Genomic DNA, 18,168 nt, shown 5'->3' with positions numbered 1-18,168 from the left:
GTAAGGGGGTTGATCTCTCCTTTTCACTGTATCGGCCTGGCATCGAATGACACTGACGTGCATCAACGTTCAGCCCGCTGCGCTGATCGCGGGGCTTGTCGGGTGGAGTCTGATGCCTGCAATGCGCTGACGCGATGAATCAGCGTTTGAAGCTGCGCAGTGACCTACCCAGCCAGACCGGCGTACACGTGCTGCACGTCTTCGTTGGCATCGAGCGCAGCCAGAAAGGCCTCGACCTCTTCGAGCTGCTCGGCCGTGAGGCTGGCTGGGTCCACCGGATTTTTGGGGCGGTAGGCGAGCTGGGTTGCGAGCACGGTGAAGCCGTGTTCGGGCAGGGCTCGGCTGACCAGATCGAGGTCGGCCGGGTCGGTGATGAAGCGGGTGCTGCCTTCGTCGTCTCCGGGCTCCAGGTCTTGTGCACCGGCTTCAATGGCGGCCACCTCCGGGTCGGCCCCCGGCGCGCTGGGCTCGGCCTCGATGTGACCCACGTGGTCAAAATCCCAGGCCACCGAGCCCGGAGCGCCTTGCTGCCCCTTGCGGAACAGCACACGCATGTCGGAGGCGGCACGGTTCACGTTGTCGGTCAGACACTCCACCATCACCGGCACGCGGTGCGGCGCAAAACCCTCGTACATCACGGCGTCAAACTGCACCGTCTCGCCGGTCAGGCCCGCGCCCTTTTTGATGGCGCGGTCCAGCGTGTCCTTGGGCATCGACACCTTGCGCGCCTGCTCCATCACCAGGCGCAGCCGCGCGTTGGCAGCCGGGTCGGCGCCGTGGCGCGCCGCGATCATGATGTCTTTGGCCAGCTTGCCAAACAAGCGCCCTTTGGCGTTGGCGGCGAGGTCTTTGTGCTTGGCTTTCCACTGTGCGCCCATGCAGATGCTTTCGTTGGCGATCCGGAGCGACGGCACCGGAGATATCGGGAGCCCAGTTTAGTGGACGTGGTGTGCCTCCCGGCGCGCTTCGGTCTCTCTGGGAAGCGGGGTGTCGCTGGGTGACGACCGTGCGCTTCACGCGCAGAATGGCCAAATGACCCATCAGGAGCCCCATGTGAATCAAGCGCTGAACCACCACCGCACCACCCTGGCTACGCTGGCAGGGTTGGCCATGTTCAGCCGCGGGCTGGAACCCGAGTTTTCCAGTGCCGTGCAGGAGCAGCTGGCCGGCCTAAAAGCGCCGGCGACGGACCAGGGCAGCGACGTTCGCGATCTCCGGTCTCGTGACTGGTTCTCGATTGACAACGACGATTCGCGCGATCTGGACCAGCTCTCGCTGAGCGAATCCCTGCCCAAGGGCGGCTTGCGGGTCTGGGTGGCCGTGGCCGATGTGGATGCACTGGTCAAGAAGGGCACACCCATTGATCAGCACGCCCAGTTCAATACCACCTCCGTCTACACCTCGGCGCGCATCTTCCCCATGCTGCCCGAGCAGTTGTCCACCGGGCTGACCTCACTCAATCCTGACGAGGACCGGCTTGCCATCGTCACCGAAATGGTGTTCACGGACGATGGGCTCCTGATCGAATCCGCCATTTACCGCGCTGCGGTGCGCAACAAGGCGCAGCTGGCCTATGACGCAGTGTCGGCCTGGATCGAAGGCGATCGCGAACTGCCTCAGCCCGCACGACAGGTTCATGGGTTGGACATGCAGCTGCGCGCCCAGGACGGTTTGGCGCAGAAGCTGCGGGTGCTGCGGCGCGCCGAAGGTTCGCTGGAGTTCGAGTCTTTCCAGCCGCGGGCACAGTTTGACGGCGAGCGCATCACCGACATCCGCCAGCAGCCTCAGAACCGGGCGCGGCAGCTGATCGAAGAGTTCATGATCGCCACCAACGGCTGCACCGCACGTTACCTGTCCGCGCATGGCGGGATGGCGCTGAGTCGCGTGGTGCGGTCGCCCGAACGCTGGCAGCGCATTGTCGATGTGGCGCACGGCTATGGGGTGAAGCTGCCCGGCCAGCCCGATGGCAAGGCGCTGGAGGCCTTTCTGGCGCGGCAGCACCGCGAGGATCCTTTGCGCTTTCCTGACCTGTCGCTGGTGATCGTGAAGCTTATGGGTTCTGGTGAGTACGTGGTGGAACGCTCTGGCGACGCACCCATTGGTCACTTCGGTCTGGCGGTGCAAGACTACATGCATTCGACCGCACCCAATCGCCGTTTCCCGGATCTGATCACACAGCGTCTGGTCAAGGCTTCGCTCGCGGGGGGGCGTTCGCCTTATTCGCAGGTTGAGCTGGTGGATCTCGCTGCCCATTGCACCGAGCAGGAGGATGCTGCGCAAAAGGTAGAGCGTCAGATGCGCAAGTCGGAAGCGGCCCTGCTGCTGCACTCGCGCATCGGACAGCGGTTCGATGGCCTGGTCACGGGTGTCAGCGACCGCGGGGTATGGGTACGCATCTTCGAGCCACCGGTCGAGGGCCGGTTGAACGGTGATTTGCCGGCGCTCAAGGTGGGCAAGTCGGTGCGCGTGCGGCTGATCTCGACCTCAGTGGAGCGCGGCTTCATCGACTTCGCGCTCGAGCATTGAGCGCGATGCCTCACGCTCAGTGGCAAGAAGGGATCGATCAATCACTCAGCAGCGCGAACGTCAGACCCGCCTTGGCCTGCAGGCGCCGCTGAAGTGTGAGCCCCATGGCCGCGCCCGGGGTCCAAACGCCGCCAGGCGTCATCTGGAGGTCCACCTCATTCGCCAAGCACAGCGCGCTCTCGGCGATCAGCTTGCAGGTGGAGCCATAGCCGGGGTCGCGGTCGCCCTTGACCGTGGCGCTCAGCGTTTGGCCGCCCGCGGTCTGGCCCACAAACAGCACTTCGTAGTGCCCGGTCTCGCGCTGATGCTTGTTCGGGCCTTCGCCTGGTTTGGGCAGAGCAAAGCGGCGAATCAGCGCCCGGGTCGGACCAATGGCGAGCAACACGTTTTGAATTTTGGTGTTGCGCGCCATCTTTTTGGCCCGCTGCTCGCCCTTGCTGCCCTTGCCGGTGAGCATGCGCTCGCTGTAGATGAAATCGGTGCCCCAGGGGTGACCGCGCAGGGCGTGGGTGCGGTGCACGTTTTTGGTGTTGATCGGCGCCATCACAAACGGTGCCGTCCAGGCCTTGGCCAGCTCGTCGTATTCGGCCACGCCATCGTTGGGCTGGCGCGGGCCTTTGAAGCCAGGCACGAGCGCGTAGGGGTTGCCCAGGGTCTTGATGAGCGAGCGGTCGCGACCGACGGCCTCCATGGTGGCCAGCAGGCTGGCGGCGGTGCCGCCGGAAAACGTGCCTTTCATGGTCTTGACCCGGCCATGCACCCGCACCAGCGGATCGCCCAGGCGCTGCATCGACTCGTGCTGCAGGAAGACCACGCCGAGGTCAAACGGGATCGAATCAAAGCCGCACGAGAAGACGATGCGCGCGCCGCTGGCAGCTGCGGGCTTTTGCAGCTGCGGGATCTTTTCTGCCATCCACCCTGGCTCGCCGCACAGGTCCACGTAGTCGGTGCCGGCTTCGGCGCAGGCCGCGACCAGTTCGTTGCCGTGCAGCTGGTACGGCCCTACCGTGGTGATGACCACCCGGGTCTGGGCGACCAGTTTTTTCAGCGCCGCGGTGTCGCTGGCGTCGGCCACCAGCAGGGGCAGGTCTTCGCTGATGCCGAGCTCGTCGCGCACCCGCCGAAGCTTGTCCAGGCTGCGCCCGGCCATGGCCCATTTCACCTCCTGGCCAACGCCGTAGGTGGTGTGCAGGTACTCGGCAACGAGACGGCCGGTAAAGCCGGTGGCGCCGAAAACAATCAGGTCGTGGGGTTTCTGGTTCATCGTTTCATGGTCGCACAGGCGCCGGGTTCCCGGTAGGCGCGTGCCCCTGAAAACCGTTCGCGTTGTCGGGCGCGGGACAGCGTCGTTTGATTTTTGCCAAGCAACTGCTTGCTGAAAATAGACCGGCCTGCTATCGTCCCGCTACATGACCAGCGCCAGCCCTGTTGACGAAATGCCCCCCGCGGCCTTGGTGCGACCGCGACCGCGCGGCCGACCGCGCAAGACCGCCGAAGAGCGCGACGATGGCAATCGCCGGCGCGAGGTGCTGGACGCCGCCGCCCGACTGTTTCGCCAGCGCGGCTTTGACGCCAGCAGCACGCGCGACATCGCCAGCGCCGCTGGCATGCGATCGGGCTCGCCTTTCTACCACTTCGAGAACAAACAGGCGCTGCTGGCCGCGGTGATGCAGGAAGGCATGCGCAGCGCCATTCAGCGCCAGAACACCGCGCTGGCGGCCCTGCCCGAAGGCGCCTCGCCGCGCGAACGGCTGGCCGCGCTGGTCCGCAACCACTTCGAGGTGCTGCTCGGCCCCGACAGCGATTTCATTCCCGTCATGCTGTACGAGTGGCGCCGGCTGGATGCAGACCAGGCGGTGGCCATCACCGCACTCAAAGATGCGTACGAAGCCGCGTGGGTACCGGTGTTGACCGCGCTGCACGCCGACGGCCAGCTCGCAGGCGATCCGGCGCTGGTGCGCCTGATGGTGTTTGGCGCGCTGAACTGGACTGTGCAGTGGTACCAGCCGCCGGGCGCGGGCAAGCGGCGGCGCCGCGCCACGCTCGATGACCTCACCCACACAGCCCTGCAACTGTTTCTGAAGGCGGCCTGATGAACGATGCTCTGTTGCCCGCGGCGCGCTACCGATCGGTGTTCGCTGCTGACCTGTTTGCGGGCCGGGTGATTGTCATCACCGGCGGCGGCTCGGGCATCGGGCGCTGCACGGCGCACGAGCTCGCCAGCCTGGGCGCAACCGTGGTGCTCGTGGGGCGCAACCCCGACAAACTGCAGACCACCCTGGCCGAAATCGAAGCGGATGGTGGGCGCGCGAGTGTGCAGGTGTGCGAAATCCGCCAGGAAGACACGGTGCGTGCCATGGTGGCGGCGGTGCTGGCCGCGCACGGCCGCATCGACGGCCTGGTGAACAACGCTGGCGGCCAGTTCATGACGCCGCTGGAAAAGATCAGCGCCAAAGGCTGGCAGGCGGTGATCGACACCAACCTCACCGGCGGCTTCCTGGTGGCGCGCGAGTGTTACCTGCAAACCATGCAGGCGCGAGGCGGTGTGGTGGTCAACATCGTGGCCGACATGTGGGGTTCCATGCCAGGCATGGGCCACAGCGGCGCTGCCCGTGCCGGCATGGTGAGCTTCACCGAAACTGCCGCGCTGGAGTGGGCCAAAAGTGGCGTGCGGGTGAACGCGGTGGCGCCGGGCTACATCGCGTCCAGCGGCATGGACCACTACCCCGCTGAAGCCGGCCCCCAGTTGCGCGCGATGCGCGACACCGTGCCGGCCGGGCGCTTCGGCAACGAGGCCGAAACATCGGCCGCCATCGTGTTCCTGCTCTCGCCCGCGGCCAGCTTTATCAGCGGCTCGGTGCTGCGGGTGGACGGCGCGCGGCCCCAGGTGCGCATGGGCTGGGGCCAGGTGCCGGCGAGCGCGGAGGCCCAGGCGCGCGACGCGGTGAAACCGTTTGACGGCTTCCATCGCGCGGTCACGCCCAAGGTGTTTTCATGAGCCGGTTCGAATCTGCGTTCAACGCCCAGAGTGCGGTGGCGGAGGAGCGCCGCGCAGCCATGCTGGCGCGCATTGCCCAGCTGCGCGCGCTGGAAGACCGCGCCGCCCAGGCCTCGGCCCGATCCAGGCCGGTGTTCGACAAGCGCGGCCAGTTGCTGCCGCGCGAGCGCATCGGCCTGTTGCTCGATCCCGGCGCGCCGTTTTTGCTGTTGTGTTCGCTGGCGGGGTATTTGCAGGACACGAAAGACCCTGAGCGCTCGGTGCCCGGTGGCGGCATCCTGGCGGGCATTGGTTTTGTCGCCGGTGTGCGTTGCATGGTGGTGGCCAGCGATTCGGGCATCGAGGCCGGCGCCATCCAGCCTCGCGGGCTGGAGAAGATTTTGCGGGTGCAGGAGATGGCGCTGGAAAACAAGCTGCCGTTCGTGCACCTGGTGGAAAGTGCGGGCGCCAACCTCACCAAATACCGGGTGGAGGGTTTTGTGCTCGGCGGCTCGCTGTTCCGGAACCTGGCGCGCCTGTCGGCCGCCGGCCTGCCGGTGATCACAGTGCAACACGGCTCGGGCACGGCGGGCGGTGCCTACATGCCGGGGCTTTCCGACGTGGTCATCATGGTGCGCAGCCGGTCCCGCGCTTTCCTCGCTGGCCCGCCGCTGCTGATGGCGGCCACGGGCGAGGTGGCCACCGAAGAGGAACTGGGTGGTGCCGAGATGCACACCAGCGTCTCGGGCCTGGGCGAGTACCTCGCCGAAGACGACCGGCAGGCGCTGGGCATCGCGCGCGAGGTGGTTCAACGCACCGGTTGGGCACTGCCCGCGCGCGCCGCCGCGCCATCGCCAGCGCTGCCTGCCGACGATCTGCTGGCTCTCATGCCACCCCACCACCGCGAGCCGGTGGACATGCGAGAAATCGTGGCGCGCCTGGTCGATGCTTCAGAGCTGCTCGAATTCAAGCCGCTGTATGGCGCAGCCACGCTGTGTGTGCAGGCGCGCATCGGCGGCCACGCGGTGGGCATTGTCAGCAACAACGGCCCGATCGATGTGGCCGGCGCCAACAAGGCCACGCACTTCATTCAGTGTATGTGCCAGCTGGGGCATCCGTTGATCTACCTGCAGAACACCACCGGCTACATGGTCGGCAAGGACAGCGAGCAGGCCGGCATGATCAAGCACGGCAGCAAGATGATCCAGGCCGTGACCAGCGCCAATGTGCCGCAGATCACCATCCAGTGCGGTGCCTCGTTTGGCGCAGGCAACTACGGCATGTGTGGGCGCGGTTACGCGCCGCGCTTCCTGTTCAGCTGGCCCAACGCCAAGACCGCGGTGATGGGCGGCGAACAGGCCGCGCGAACCATGCAGATCGTGGCCGAGGCGGGCATGAAGCGCAGAGGCATCACGCCCGATCCAGAGCAGAGGCAGGCGCAGTTTGACCAGATCGTGAAAGTATTTGACGACCAGTCCGACGCCTTTTTTACCAGCGGTCTGGTGCTGGACGACGGCGTGATCGATCCGCGCGACACCCGCGCGGTGCTCAGCCTGTGCCTCGACACCTGCGCTGAGGCCGCTGCGCGGCAACCGAGGTCGATGCAGTTTTCGGTCGCCCGCATGTAGCACCCTTCATTGGAGATCCAGATGCAATTCACGCACGAACACCGCGAAATCCAGAACACGCTCAAGCGCTTCATCGACGAGCAGATCAATCCCCATGTGGATGAATGGGAGGCGGCCGAAATCTTCCCGGCGCACGAAGTGTTCAAGCAGATGGGCCAGCTCGGCCTGCTCGGTCTGACCAAGCCCGAGGCCTATGGCGGCGCGGGGCTGGACTATTCCTACAGCGTGGCCATGGCCGAGGCGCTGGGTCATATCCACTGTGGTGGCATCCCCATGGCCATCGGTGTGCAGACCGACATGTGTTCGCCTGCACTCGCGCGCTTCGGCAGCCCTGAGCTGTGTGAGCAGTTCCTGGCGCCAGCCATCGCGGGCGACATGGTGGGCTGCATCGGGGTCTCCGAGCCCAGCGCCGGCAGCGATGTCTCGGGCATCAAGAGCGTGGCGCGCAAGGACGGCGATGACTATGTGATCTCGGGCCAGAAGATGTGGATCACCAACAGCCTGCAGGCCGACTGGATGTGCATGCTGGTCAACACCAGCGAAGGCCCGGCGCACAAAAACAAAAGCCTGGTCATGGTGCCGATGCGCGAAAACGGCCAGCTGCTCAAGGGCATCGAAGTGGGCCAGAAGATCCGCAAGATTGGTATGAACAGCAGCGATACCGGGCTAATCTATTTCGACGAGGTTCGGGTGCCGCAGCGCTACCGCATTGGGCAGGAAGGCGCAGGCTTCATCTACCAGATGCAGCAGTTCCAGGAAGAGCGGCTGTGGGCTGCGGCCAGCTGTATCCAGAGCCTCTCCAACTGCATCCAGTGGACGGTGGAGTGGGCGCAAGAGCGCAAGCTCTTTGGCGCGACGTTGGCCGACCAGCAGTGGGTGCAGTTCAAGTTGGCCGAGATGAAGACCGAGGTGGAGACGCTGCGCGCGCTCACCTACCAGGCCTGTGAGCACTACGTGGCGGGCGAAGATGTGACCGAGTGGGCCACCATGGCCAAGCTCAAGGCCGGCCGACTCAACCGCCTGGTGCCAGACACTTGCCTGCAGTTCTGGGGTGGCATGGGCTTCACCTGGGAAAACAAGGTCTCGCGCATGTTTCGGGATGGGCGCCTGGCTTCCATCGGCGGTGGGGCTGACGAGGTGATGCTGGGCATTTTGGCGAAGACGATGGGCATACAGAAGACCCACCTGCGCCGCTGACGCGCCTTCCTCCCAGGGGGACGTCGCCTGCGACCGGCGGAGCCGGATCGGCGGCGACCGCTGAAAAAGACGCCGCGCGCCGGTTACCTAACGCTGAAAGGGAAGAAGACATGGCTGAACTTTTGATCGAACGAACCGGCGACACCGAGCGCTGGACGCTCAGCGATCCGGCCACGCGCAACGCCTTGAGCGATGCGATGGTGGTGGCGCTGTTTGAAGCCTGCCTGCGCGCCAAGCAAGACGAGTCGCTGCGCCTGATCGTGCTCACCGGCGCGAGCGGTGCGTTTTGTGCGGGGGGCAGTCTGGGCCATTTTTCCAGCGCCATCGGCCAGCCCCTGGCCCCGGGCGAGAGCGATCCGCTGGTGGCGGCCAACCGGGCGTTTGGCGATGTGCTGCACACGCTGTGTGAGCTGCCCCAGTTGCTGGTGTGCGCTGTGGACGGCGCGGCGATGGGGGGCGGTTTTGGGCTGGTGTGCTGTGCCGACCATGTGATCGCCACCGAGCGTTCGGTGTTCGGCACGCCCGAGGTCACCCTGGGCCTGCCGCCAGCGCAGATCGCGCCCTTTGTGTCGGCGCGGCTGGGCGACCGGGTGGCGAGGCAGTGTCTGCTGCAAGGCCTGAGTTTCAAGGCCGAGGCGGCGCTGGTCTTGGGTCTGGTGGACGAGCTGACCGACGGCGATCTGGCCTCCGCGCTGGAAGACCGCTTGCAACGTCTGCGCCGCGCCGCGCCCGGTGCGGTGGCCAGCACCAAGCACCTTTTGCAGCGCCTGCGAGACCGCGCACCTGATCTGCGCGACGAAGCCGCCATCGCTTTTGCCGCCGCCTTGCGCAGCCCCGAGGCCAAGGATGGCCTGGCCGCGTTTGCCAGGAAGAAACCCGCGCCCTGGGTGGATGACGGCAAGCCATGAAGAAGCTGCTGATCGCGAACCGCTCGGAGATCGCCCGCCGCGTGATCCGAACCGCCCACGCCATGGGCATCGACACGGTGGCGGTGTACTCGGATGTGGACCTGGATGCCTTGCACGTGCGGGAAGCCGGATCAGCGGTGGCGCTGCAAGGCAACGCCTCAGCAGACACCTATCTGCGCATCGACAAGCTGCTCCACGCGGCGCGCGTGAGCGGAGCGGACGCGGTGCACCCGGGCTACGGCTTCCTGAGCGAGAGTGCCGACTTCGCTCAGGCGGTCACGGAAGCTGGCCTGATCTGGGTCGGTCCGCCGGCCTCGGCCATCCGGGCGCTGGGCAGCAAGGCCGCCGCCAAGCAATTGGCGCTGGCGCACGGCGTGCCCTGTCTGCCGGGTTACCACGGTGAGGCGCAAGACGATGACCGCCTGCAAGCCGAGGCGCAGCGCATCGGCCTGCCGCTGATGGTGAAGGCAGTGGCGGGTGGCGGTGGTCGCGGCATGCGGCTGGTGACCGAGTGGACGCAGTTGCTGCCTGCGCTCAAGAGCGCGCGGTCGGAAGCCCTTTCGGGTTTTGGCTGTGGCGAACTGCTGCTGGAGCGCGCGCTGCTGCGCCCGCGCCATGTGGAGGTGCAGGTGTTTGCCGACGCCCATGGCCATTGCATCCACCTGGGCGAGCGGGACTGCTCGGTGCAGCGGCGGCATCAGAAGATCATCGAAGAGTCGCCCAGCCCGGCGGTGTCGCCCGAGCTGCGCGCCGAGCTGGGCCGCTGCGCCGTGGCGCTGGCGCAGGCCGCGGGCTACGTGGGGGCAGGGACGGTGGAGTTTCTGCTTGACGAGGAAGGGCCAGGTTTCGCCGCCGGGCCGCCCCAAGGCGAAACGCACCCCCTCGGGGGGCAGCGACCCGCAGAGCGGCGGAGCGTGGGGGCGAGCTTTTATTTGATGGAGATGAACACGCGCCTTCAGGTCGAGCATCCTGTCACTGAAATGTTGACCGGGCTGGATCTGGTCGAGTGGCAGCTGCGCGTGGCGCGGGGCGAACCGCTGTCATGGGCGCAAGAGCAGGTGCAGTTCCATGGTCACGCCATCGAGGTACGCCTGTGCGCCGAAGACGATCATTTCACGCCGCACACCGGTGAGGTGCGTCAGCTGCATGCACCGGCCGAGAGCTACGGCCTGCGTTTTGATCACGCACTGGCCTCGGGCGCGTTGGTCACGCCGCATTACGACGCCATGCTGGGCAAGCTGATTGCCCACGCTGCCACACGGGAAGCGGCGATTGACCGCCTGCTGCAGGGCTTGCGCGACACCCGCGTGCTTGGGCTGCAAACCAACCGCGCCTTGCTCGCGGCCTGCCTGCAACACCCGGTTTTTCGCGCCGGCCACGCGCGCATCGACTTTCTCGCCCAACACGGTGACGAGCTGCGCGAAGGCCTGGCGCTGCGCGATCCAGCCTTGCGCGCGGCTGCTGCGCTGGCTGTGTGTTTTGACCACGCAAACCCAGCACCTGCATTGCCTTGCCCGTATCCGCGCTCGCTGCGCCTGGCCTGGGCCGATGGCGAGATCACGGTGGGGTCGGTGCTGGAGCTCGGTGCAGGCCAGGTGCGGCTCACCGCGGAAGACGGATCGGTGCATCTGGCCACGGTTCAGGCCGGCGGCGCGTCGGGCCGGCGCGTCACGCTGGATGGCGTGGACGTCTGGACCCATGCGGTGCTGGCGGACGATCGGCGCTGGCACGTGCAGCTTGCGGAGCGGGAGGTGTGGCTGACGGACCTGAGCCACGCGCCTGCCGTCGCGGGTGGTGCAGAGCATGCCCACCGGGAGCTGCGCGCGCCGTTCAACGGCAAGCTGCTCGCGGTGCACGCAGCCGCTGGTCAGCAGGTGGCGCGTGGCGAACCGCTGCTGGTGATCGAATCCATGAAGCTGGAGCACACCCTGGCCGCGCCGCGCGATGGCGTGGTGGCCGAGGTGTTGGTGGTCGCAGGCGCGCAGGTGGCGCCCGGGCAATTGCTGCTGCGACTCGACCACTGAGGCCGCTCCATGACCCCAACCGACACACCTGCATTCACCGCCGAAGACCAGCGCGCGCTGCTGGCGATGGTGGAGCGTTTTGCACGCGAGGTGGTGGCACCCCAAGTGCCCGCCTGGGAGGCCGCTGGCGAGTTCCCGCGGGACATCTACCGCCAGGCGGCGGACCTGGGCCTGCTGGGCCTGGGCTACCCGGAAGCGCTGGGCGGCACGCCGGCGCCCTGGTCGGTGCGCAACGCGGTGATGCAGACGCTGTCGCGCGTGGGAGGCAGCGGCGGCTTCATGGCCAGCCTGTTTTCGCACAACATCGGCTTGCCGCCGCTGATGGCGCATGGCACCGCCGAGCTGCAGGCCCGGGTGGTGCCGGCTGTGCTGCGCGGTGAAGCGATTGCGGCGCTGGGCATCACCGAGCCTGGTGGCGGATCGGATGTGGCCAGCCTGCGCACCACCGCCCGACTCGATGGCGACCATTACGTGGTGAATGGTGAAAAGGTGTTCATCACCTCCGGCATGCGCTGCGATTGGCTCACGCTCGCGGTGAGAACCGGTGAACAAAGCAAGGGCGCAACGGGTATCTCTTTGCTGCTCGTGCCCTGCGACACGCCGGGCATCTCGCGCACCCGGCTCGACAAGATGGGCTGGCTGTGCTCCGACACGGCCCACCTGCGGTTTGACAACGTGAGGGTGCCGGTTAGTCTGCGACTGGGCGAGGAGGGCGCGGGTTTTCGCATGATCATGGCCAACTTCAATGGCGAGCGCCTGGCCATGAGCGCGATCGCCCTGGGCTTCGCACAGGCCTGCTATGACGAGGCGCTGGACTGGGTGCGGCAGCGCCAGACCTTCGGTGCGCTATTGATCGAACGCCAGGTGGTCCGCCACAAGCTCATGGACATGCAGATGCGCATCCAGTCCACCCAGGCCTGGGTGGACGCGTTGGGTGCGCGCGTGGACGCCGGTGACACCAGCCCGGACTGGGTCGCCAACGTCTGCCTGCTGAAAAACTACGCCACCCAGACCATGCAGTTTTGCGCCGACGCGGCGGTACAGATGCTGGGCGGCATGGGCTTCATGCGCGGCACCGTGAGCGAGCGCGTGTACCGCGAGGTGAAGGTCATGATGATTGGTGGCGGCGCTGAAGAAATCATGAAAGAACTTGCCGCACGACAATGGAACCTATGACCCCAACCATCGCGACCACACCATCCAACCCCGACGCATTCGAGACCGAGTTTGTCGACGCGCTCAAACAGCTGTTTGAAGAAAAGATCGTGTTCAACCAGGTGCTGGGCCTGAAGATCACCGCTATCACGCCCGACAAGGTGACGGCCCGCATCAACATGAAGCCCGAGCTGGTTGGTCACTACAGCCACAACCGCATCCACGGCGGCGTCATCAGCGCCTGCCTGGACGCCATGGGTGGCCTGGCCTGCATGGCAGCGATCGGCGCGCGCCACATGAACGAACCCCCCCAGCAGCGCCTGCATCGCTTCGGCAAACTCGGCACCATCGACTTGCGCATCGACTACCTGCGCCCCGCCATCAGCGACCACTTCGAACTGCGCGCCGAGGTCATGCGCCTGGGCTCGCGCGTGGCCTCCACCCGCATGGAGTTCCTGGCCGCGGACGGCAAGCTGCTGTCCACCGGCTCGGGCGCTTACATCGTTTCCTGAGCGCGGCGATGGCTCGCACACCGGCTTCGCCGGCAAGCACGCCCCGCCTGGTGCGGGCACTGCGACTGGCCTGGGCGTCGCCCAACACCTTGCTGGGTCTGGTGCTGGGTTCGATCTGGTGGCTGGGTGGAGCTCGCCCGCGGCAGGTCGACGGTGTGCTGGAGCTTGCGCTGAAAGCGTCCGCCCAACCCACGCGCCTGAGTCCATGGCGGCTTCCGTTTGGCGCCATCACGCTGGGGCATGTAGTCCTGGCGGTCGATCAAGCATCGCTGGACCAGTGGCGGGTCCACGAGCGGGTGCACGTGGCGCAGTACGAGCGCTGGGGCCCCTTATTCTTGCCCGCCTACCTCGGCTCCAGCCTCTGGCAGTGGCTGTGTGGCCGCGATGCCTACTGGGACAACCCATTCGAGGTCGAGGCGCGGCGGGCTGATGGGCGTTGATTGGCCGGTTTCGACGCCCTAAGCGCCTTTCTTGCGTTTTCCGCAGTGCGGTCTGTCAGTCCCTCGACGGAGAAACGTTTTGGGAAGCCAGGGGACAAGGCCGGGACCGTGCGGTGATCTCGACTGCGCGCCATGCTGCCGAGAATGGCTGATCTTCCAGTTTTCGATGCAATCGTCTATCGCACGCACGTCCGCCAGTACCTCAACCGGACATTCGCAGAACTAGACCTCAAGCGACCGCTCGGCCACCTAGACCGGTTGCTCGACCGAGGCCGGTCAGCCTAGGTCATTGAAACGACTGCTCTTGCCGAAGATGACATGGTGCTTTCGGCCCAGAGCGGCATCTGGCCATGGCTGCGTAACCGTTCTACTTTCGTGGACTGGGGCAACTGGGGGGGCTACCCTTGAGCTTTGCCTCAGTACAGCGTCACTTGGAGACGTAACGGATGATCTCCCCGTCAGCCCGGCGAATGTGTATGACGCCTTCATGCATGCGCGCATCGGCGCAGGAGAAGTCTCTGTCTCTACCCGTCAATTTTGAGCACAGCTTGCCATCCTCAGAGTTCCATTCGCCTTTCCCATTGAACCCTGTACTCGTATCAATAAAGAAATAGCCATTCTTTTTGAAGTCCAACCGCCAAGTCTGCCCGTTTGCAAGTGCCACGGCGAAAACTTTGTCTGCTAGGTGTGCCTGGATCTCGCCTTTCTTTGGTGTGCTTGCTGCAGCAGGAAATTCCTGTGCAAATGCTCCAAGAGACAACATGAGGACTACGGCGCTGGTCAACAGGTGCTTGAACATTGCATCTCCTACAGTGGTGACATGAATGCACTCCAGAGCAATGAGTGCGCGTCTGTTTTCTTCAGTCAAACGAGTCGGGTGAGGCGACCAAGACCCGCCTCCGATCCGTCGGGCTGGAAAACCGGCTCGGATTCTCTCACTCCACCAGCTTTTGCGCATCCACCAGGTGGATGAGATTTCTTCTTCTTGGGGGCCCTACACGTCCAGATGCCAACCCCTAATTCCATCCGATGGCCTGCGGCTGAATTCATATCTTGAGCGACTGCTTTTCCTCTTGCGTACCAGCTGCTGTTGGCCGAAAGCAGTATTCGCTAGCCTCCGCCTTGTTCATCGCCTGGGCCTAACCCACCACCAGGCCGTCCCCACCAGCACCGCAAACCCCGTGTACGCCGCCACGAACACCCACCACGGTGCCTCCCAATACAGCAGGCGCGAGAGCCAGTGTTCGATGAAGCTTTCGCGGTAAGCCGTCTCGCCCGCGAGGCGGCGAAGGTCTTGTTCCCACAGGGTCAGAGGGCACAGCTGACCGAGCCAGGTCTGGGCGGCGATGAAGACCATCAGGGCCAGGTGGGTGAGGCGCAGGCCAACATGGCGCACCCAGCGCCAGCCCAGGGCACCACCGATCAGAATCAGCGGCAGCAAGCCGACCACGAACAGCACCACGCCCACATGCAAGGTGAGCAGGGCGTCGGCCAGGAAAGCGGCGGTGGCGGCGTTCATGGACGCATGTTGGCGCAGGTGGTGGCCCGGGTCAAAGAAAAAGCCGCCGTCGCACAGGGCGAGGCGGCTTGAGTGACAGGCCCGCAGAAGCAGGCCGCCCTTTACTTGCCGATGTGCATGTACTCCGATACGACTTTCCAACGCGTGTTCTGCAGTTGCGACATGCGAACTGAATCACTGCCCAAGCGTTTGGTCGGGCTGAAAGTCATCTCAGAGCTGCCGAAGATGTCGGGTGGGTACTTCATGGTGTCCATGACCTTGATGAAGCTGTCCGTCGTCAGGTTCTTGCCAGCTTTGCTGGCCGCTGTCAGGAAAGCGTCAATGGCGTTGTAGCCGTAGACCGAGAACACCGTGGGGTCTTCGTTGAACTTGGTCTGGTACTTGTTGGCCCAGAACCGGATCGGCTGCGTGGCCGAGTCGGTGTAGGGGTTCTCAACCGTCATGGTTGCGTACAGGCCATCCATGGCCGGGCCGCCCAGCTTGTGGATCAGGTCGGTGTAGGCCGCGCTCGAACCAAGGAAGGTGGGGTTAAACCCGAGGCGCTTGGCGGTGGCGATGCCGCCAATAGTTTCGCGGATGATGGTCCCGAGCACGACAAAATCGCACTTCTCGGACGCAAGCTTTTGCATCTGCGAGGAGAAGTCGGTGGCGCCGCGCTTGTAGGAGGTCTTCTCGGCCATTTCGATGCCCGCCGCCTTCAGCCCGTCCTCGGCACCGCGCAGCACCTCCAGGCCGAACTCGTCGTCCTGGTACATGGCACACACCTTCTTGGCACCCTTTTCCTTCACCAGCCTGGGTGCGGCGATCTTCATCTGATCGTAGTAGGTGGCAGCATAGGCGTACTTGAGTTTGTGAAACGGCTCGTACATCTGGCGCGCGGCCGTCACCGGGAAGAAGTTGATCACGTTCTTCTGGAACTGCACTGGCATGGCGGCCATGTTGGTGGCAGTACCGAGGTGGGCAATCATGGCGAAGATCTTGTCCTGGTTGACCAGCTTCTGCGCGGCCAGCACGGCATTGCGCGGGTCGTACTTGGAGTCTTCCACGATCAGCTTGATCTTGCGGCCGTTGACGCCGCCCTGCTCGTTGGCCTCGTCCACCCGCAGCATCATGCCCAGACGGATCTGCTTGCCAAAGCCCGCGATGGGGCCGGACAGGTCCTGGATCGAGCCCAGCACGATCTCGTCCTTGGTCACGCCCTGGGATTGGGCAAGGGCTGCGCCGGTGGTGAGCGCCAGGGCAGCGCCGATCAGGCTCAATGGGAATTTCATGGACTGTGTCTCCTGTGGTTGTGAAGGGAAAAGGTGCGCTGTACTCAGCGGTACATGGCGTCAATCTGTTCGGCGTATTTCTTTTGCACCAGCTGGCGTTTGAGTTTCATGGTGGGGGTGAGTTCTTCGTCTTCGGCCGAGAGCTGGGTGTCGAGCAGAAAGAACTTCTTGATCTGTTCGACCCGCGCAAACTTCTTGTTGGCCCGCTCGATCTCGCTCTGGATCAGCTCCTGCACCTCGGGCGCGCGGGTCAGGCTGGCGTAGTTGGAGAAGGGCACGTCGTTGTCTTGCGCGTATTTCTCCACGTTTTCCTGGTCAATCATGATGATCACGGTGAGGTAGGGGCGCTTGTCGCCGATCACGACCGCGTCGGTCACGTAGGGCGAGAACTTGAGTTCGTTCTCCAGCTCGCTGGGTGTGATGTTCTTGCCGCCTGCGGTGATGATGATGTCTTTCATGCGGTCGGTGATGCGGAAAAACCCTTCCTCATCGACCACGCCCACATCGCCCGTGTGCAGCCAGCCATCGGCACTGATGGTCTCGGCGGTTTTTTCCGGCAGGTTCAGGTAGCCCATGAACACGTTTTTGCCGCGCACCTGGATTTCACTGGTCACCGGGTCCAGCCGCACTTCGTTGTATTGCGCGGCCGGGCCAATGGAGCCCGGTTTGATGCGTTCAACCGGCACGCCCGTGGAGGCGCCACAGGTTTCTGTCATGCCCCAGACTTCCAGCATGGGCACTCCCAGCGCCAGGTACCAGCGAACCAGGTCTGGCGAAATCGGCGCTGCGCCGGTGACGAGAAAGCGCGCACGGTGGATGCCGATCAGCTTGCGCACGTTGTTGAGCACCAGCAGCCGCGCCACGTGAAACTGCAACTTGAGCGAGCCCGGCACCGGTTGCTGGGCCATCACCAGATCGGCCACGCGCTGCCCAATCCCGATGGACCAGGCATAGGCCGCCTGCTGCAGCGCACCTGCTTCCTTGAGCGTGATCATCACCCCCGAATAGAACTTCTCCCACACGCGCGGCACTGCGGTGAACACGGTGGGTGCGATTTCGCGCACGTTCTCGGGCACGGTCTCTGGGTTCTCCACGAAGTTGAGTTTGGCGCCGGTGTAGAGTGAAAAATACTCGCCGCCCATGCGCTCAGCGATGTGACACAAAGGTAGGAAACACATGCACTCATCATTTTCGTCGCGGGCAATCAGCGTGTTGTAGCCGCGCACCGTGTAGACCAGCCCTTGGTGGCTGTGCATCGCGCCCTTAGGTCGGCCGGTGGTCCCAGAGGTGTAAACGAGAATTGCCAGATCCTCCGGTCGGCTCGCTGCGATGCGCGCCTCCAGCGCCTGCGGGTGGGTGCGCGCATGCTCGCGGCCGAGCTCGCGCAGCGCGTCCAGGCTCATCACCTGCGGGTCATCGAGGTCGCGCAGGCCTTCCATGTTGCCCACAATGATCTTGCGCAGCTTCGGCAGCTGATCGCGCACAGTCAGCGCCTTGTCCAGCTGTTCGTCGTCTTCGACAAACAGCACGGTGGTGCCCGAGTCTTCGCACAGGTATTGCACCTGTTCCGCTGCGTCGGTGGGATAGATGCCATTGGAGACACCGTTGGCGCTGAGCACCGCCAGGTCGCACAGCACCCATTCGATGGTGGTGTTGGAGAGGATGGAAGCGGTTTCGCGCTCGGCGAATCCGAGGGCGATCAAGCCGTTGGCGATTTCCCGCACGGCGTCACCCGTCTGGTCCCAGCTCCAGGTGCGCCAGATGCCGTAGTCCTTCTGCCGCATCCACACCTGCGGTCCGCGCGCTTTCACGCCATTCCAGAACAAGGCAGGAATGGTCTCGCCAGGCAGGACGATCTCTGTTTTGGGCTGGATGCCGGAAAGATCCCAGAGAGTGCTCATGCTAGATGTCCAACGCCGAAGCCAAATGTGTTTCTCTTGAAGAGACGCGGTCCAAGGCACCGCGGAGCCGGCTTTGCCGGGCCGCAAGTGCCGCCCCCTGGGGGGTAGCG

Annotated in this window: 16 protein-coding genes; 10 read left to right on the top strand and 6 right to left on the bottom strand. The window is 64.8% G+C overall.

The features are described 5' to 3' along the window. Window positions 1–164: 164 nt before the first annotated feature. A complete protein-coding gene (locus tag GPT34_RS01880) occupies window positions 165–878 on the bottom strand; it encodes a YebC/PmpR family DNA-binding transcriptional regulator (RefSeq protein WP_291008941.1) in 714 nt (237 codons plus the stop codon). 175 nt (window positions 879–1,053) lie between these two features. Between GPT34_RS01880 and GPT34_RS01875 the strand changes: the two genes are divergently transcribed. Beyond that, entirely contained in the window at window positions 1,054–2,526 is a 1,473-nt protein-coding gene (locus GPT34_RS01875) for an RNB domain-containing ribonuclease (protein WP_363355946.1), read from the top strand. A gap of 37 nt (window positions 2,527–2,563) precedes the next feature. Here the strand turns inward: GPT34_RS01875 and GPT34_RS01870 are convergent, their stop codons facing one another. Further along, on the bottom strand, window positions 2,564–3,790 hold the full coding sequence (locus GPT34_RS01870) for a saccharopine dehydrogenase NADP-binding domain-containing protein (RefSeq protein ID WP_291008938.1): 1,227 nt from the start codon (window positions 3,788–3,790) through the stop codon (window positions 2,564–2,566). A gap of 145 nt (window positions 3,791–3,935) precedes the next feature. Here GPT34_RS01870 and GPT34_RS01865 point away from each other — a divergent pair, with 145 nt between their 5' ends. The 9 genes from GPT34_RS01865 (at window position 3,936) to GPT34_RS01825 (ending at window position 13,367) form a co-directional block, all read left to right on the top strand. Continuing rightward, on the top strand, window positions 3,936–4,619 hold the full coding sequence (locus GPT34_RS01865; protein ID WP_291008935.1) for a TetR/AcrR family transcriptional regulator: 684 nt from the start codon (window positions 3,936–3,938) through the stop codon (window positions 4,617–4,619). Continuing rightward, window positions 4,619–5,524 carry an SDR family oxidoreductase gene (locus tag GPT34_RS01860; RefSeq protein WP_291008932.1) on the top strand — a complete coding sequence of 302 codons (906 nt, stop codon included), beginning with the start codon at window positions 4,619–4,621 and terminating at the stop codon, window positions 5,522–5,524. Before GPT34_RS01865 ends, GPT34_RS01860 begins: the two co-directional genes overlap by 1 nt. Then, the gene (locus GPT34_RS01855) at window positions 5,521–7,131 is read left to right on the top strand and encodes a carboxyl transferase domain-containing protein (RefSeq protein WP_291008929.1); all 1,611 of its coding nucleotides are present in this window, start codon (window positions 5,521–5,523) and stop codon (window positions 7,129–7,131) included. The genes GPT34_RS01860 and GPT34_RS01855 overlap by 4 nt, the downstream gene beginning before the upstream one ends. 21 nt (window positions 7,132–7,152) lie before the next feature. Beyond that, window positions 7,153–8,328, top strand: a complete 1,176-nt coding sequence (locus tag GPT34_RS01850) for an acyl-CoA dehydrogenase family protein (protein WP_291008926.1) — start codon at window positions 7,153–7,155, stop codon at window positions 8,326–8,328. Window positions 8,329–8,438: 110 nt separating this feature from the next. Further along, window positions 8,439–9,236 carry an enoyl-CoA hydratase-related protein gene (locus GPT34_RS01845; RefSeq protein ID WP_291008923.1) on the top strand — a complete coding sequence of 266 codons (798 nt, stop codon included), beginning with the start codon at window positions 8,439–8,441 and terminating at the stop codon, window positions 9,234–9,236. Beyond that, window positions 9,233–11,260: a biotin carboxylase N-terminal domain-containing protein gene (locus tag GPT34_RS01840; protein ID WP_291008920.1), complete on the top strand. Its 2,028-nt coding sequence runs from the start codon at window positions 9,233–9,235 to the stop codon at window positions 11,258–11,260. Before GPT34_RS01845 ends, GPT34_RS01840 begins: the two co-directional genes overlap by 4 nt. A 9-nt stretch (window positions 11,261–11,269) precedes the next feature. Further along, window positions 11,270–12,436 carry an acyl-CoA dehydrogenase family protein gene (locus GPT34_RS01835; RefSeq protein WP_291008917.1) on the top strand — a complete coding sequence of 389 codons (1,167 nt, stop codon included), beginning with the start codon at window positions 11,270–11,272 and terminating at the stop codon, window positions 12,434–12,436. Beyond that, entirely contained in the window at window positions 12,433–12,927 is a 495-nt protein-coding gene (locus GPT34_RS01830; RefSeq protein ID WP_291008914.1) for a thioesterase family protein, read from the top strand. Before GPT34_RS01835 ends, GPT34_RS01830 begins: the two co-directional genes overlap by 4 nt. Before the next feature lie 8 nt (window positions 12,928–12,935). Beyond that, complete coding sequence (locus GPT34_RS01825; protein ID WP_291008911.1) at window positions 12,936–13,367, top strand: signal peptide prediction; 432 nt, start codon at window positions 12,936–12,938, stop codon at window positions 13,365–13,367. A gap of 427 nt (window positions 13,368–13,794) precedes the next feature. Here the strand turns inward: GPT34_RS01825 and GPT34_RS01820 are convergent, their stop codons facing one another. The 4 genes from GPT34_RS01820 to GPT34_RS01805 form a co-directional block, all read right to left on the bottom strand. Next, window positions 13,795–14,166 carry a hypothetical protein gene (locus GPT34_RS01820; RefSeq protein WP_291008908.1) on the bottom strand — a complete coding sequence of 124 codons (372 nt, stop codon included), beginning with the start codon at window positions 14,164–14,166 and terminating at the stop codon, window positions 13,795–13,797. A gap of 327 nt (window positions 14,167–14,493) precedes the next feature. Continuing rightward, window positions 14,494–14,886: a DUF2784 domain-containing protein gene (locus GPT34_RS01815; RefSeq protein ID WP_291008905.1), complete on the bottom strand. Its 393-nt coding sequence runs from the start codon at window positions 14,884–14,886 to the stop codon at window positions 14,494–14,496. 101 nt (window positions 14,887–14,987) lie between these two features. After that, window positions 14,988–16,157 carry an ABC transporter substrate-binding protein gene (locus GPT34_RS01810; protein WP_291008902.1) on the bottom strand — a complete coding sequence of 390 codons (1,170 nt, stop codon included), beginning with the start codon at window positions 16,155–16,157 and terminating at the stop codon, window positions 14,988–14,990. 44 nt (window positions 16,158–16,201) lie between these two features. Then, complete coding sequence (locus GPT34_RS01805; protein ID WP_291008899.1) at window positions 16,202–18,058, bottom strand: long-chain fatty acid--CoA ligase; 1,857 nt, start codon at window positions 18,056–18,058, stop codon at window positions 16,202–16,204. Window positions 18,059–18,168: the final 110 nt, after the last annotated feature.

The organism is Hydrogenophaga sp. (assembly GCF_011390835.1).
GTDB lineage: Bacteria > Pseudomonadota > Gammaproteobacteria > Burkholderiales > Burkholderiaceae_C > Hydrogenophaga.
This window is presented reverse-complemented; position numbering and strand designations above follow the sequence as displayed.

What these genes read in the sequence shown, in the direction of transcription:
- GPT34_RS01880 (WP_291008941.1), bottom strand. Translation starts at nt 878, where the DNA reads ATGGGCGCACAGTGGAAAGCCAAGCACAAAGACCTCGCCGCCAACGCC.
- GPT34_RS01870 (WP_291008938.1), bottom strand. Translation starts at nt 3,790, where the DNA reads ATGAACCAGAAACCCCACGACCTGATTGTTTTCGGCGCCACCGGCTTT.
- GPT34_RS01865 (WP_291008935.1), top strand. Translation starts at nt 3,936, where the DNA reads ATGACCAGCGCCAGCCCTGTTGACGAAATGCCCCCCGCGGCCTTGGTG.
- GPT34_RS01860 (WP_291008932.1), top strand. Translation starts at nt 4,619, where the DNA reads ATGAACGATGCTCTGTTGCCCGCGGCGCGCTACCGATCGGTGTTCGCT.
- GPT34_RS01855 (WP_291008929.1), top strand. Translation starts at nt 5,521, where the DNA reads ATGAGCCGGTTCGAATCTGCGTTCAACGCCCAGAGTGCGGTGGCGGAG.
- GPT34_RS01850 (WP_291008926.1), top strand. Translation starts at nt 7,153, where the DNA reads ATGCAATTCACGCACGAACACCGCGAAATCCAGAACACGCTCAAGCGC.
- GPT34_RS01845 (WP_291008923.1), top strand. Translation starts at nt 8,439, where the DNA reads ATGGCTGAACTTTTGATCGAACGAACCGGCGACACCGAGCGCTGGACG.
- GPT34_RS01840 (WP_291008920.1), top strand. Translation starts at nt 9,233, where the DNA reads ATGAAGAAGCTGCTGATCGCGAACCGCTCGGAGATCGCCCGCCGCGTG.
- GPT34_RS01835 (WP_291008917.1), top strand. Translation starts at nt 11,270, where the DNA reads ATGACCCCAACCGACACACCTGCATTCACCGCCGAAGACCAGCGCGCG.
- GPT34_RS01830 (WP_291008914.1), top strand. Translation starts at nt 12,433, where the DNA reads ATGACCCCAACCATCGCGACCACACCATCCAACCCCGACGCATTCGAG.
- GPT34_RS01825 (WP_291008911.1), top strand. Translation starts at nt 12,936, where the DNA reads ATGGCTCGCACACCGGCTTCGCCGGCAAGCACGCCCCGCCTGGTGCGG.
- GPT34_RS01820 (WP_291008908.1), bottom strand. Translation starts at nt 14,166, where the DNA reads ATGTTCAAGCACCTGTTGACCAGCGCCGTAGTCCTCATGTTGTCTCTT.
- GPT34_RS01815 (WP_291008905.1), bottom strand. Translation starts at nt 14,886, where the DNA reads ATGAACGCCGCCACCGCCGCTTTCCTGGCCGACGCCCTGCTCACCTTG.
- GPT34_RS01810 (WP_291008902.1), bottom strand. Translation starts at nt 16,157, where the DNA reads ATGAAATTCCCATTGAGCCTGATCGGCGCTGCCCTGGCGCTCACCACC.
- GPT34_RS01805 (WP_291008899.1), bottom strand. Translation starts at nt 18,058, where the DNA reads ATGAGCACTCTCTGGGATCTTTCCGGCATCCAGCCCAAAACAGAGATC.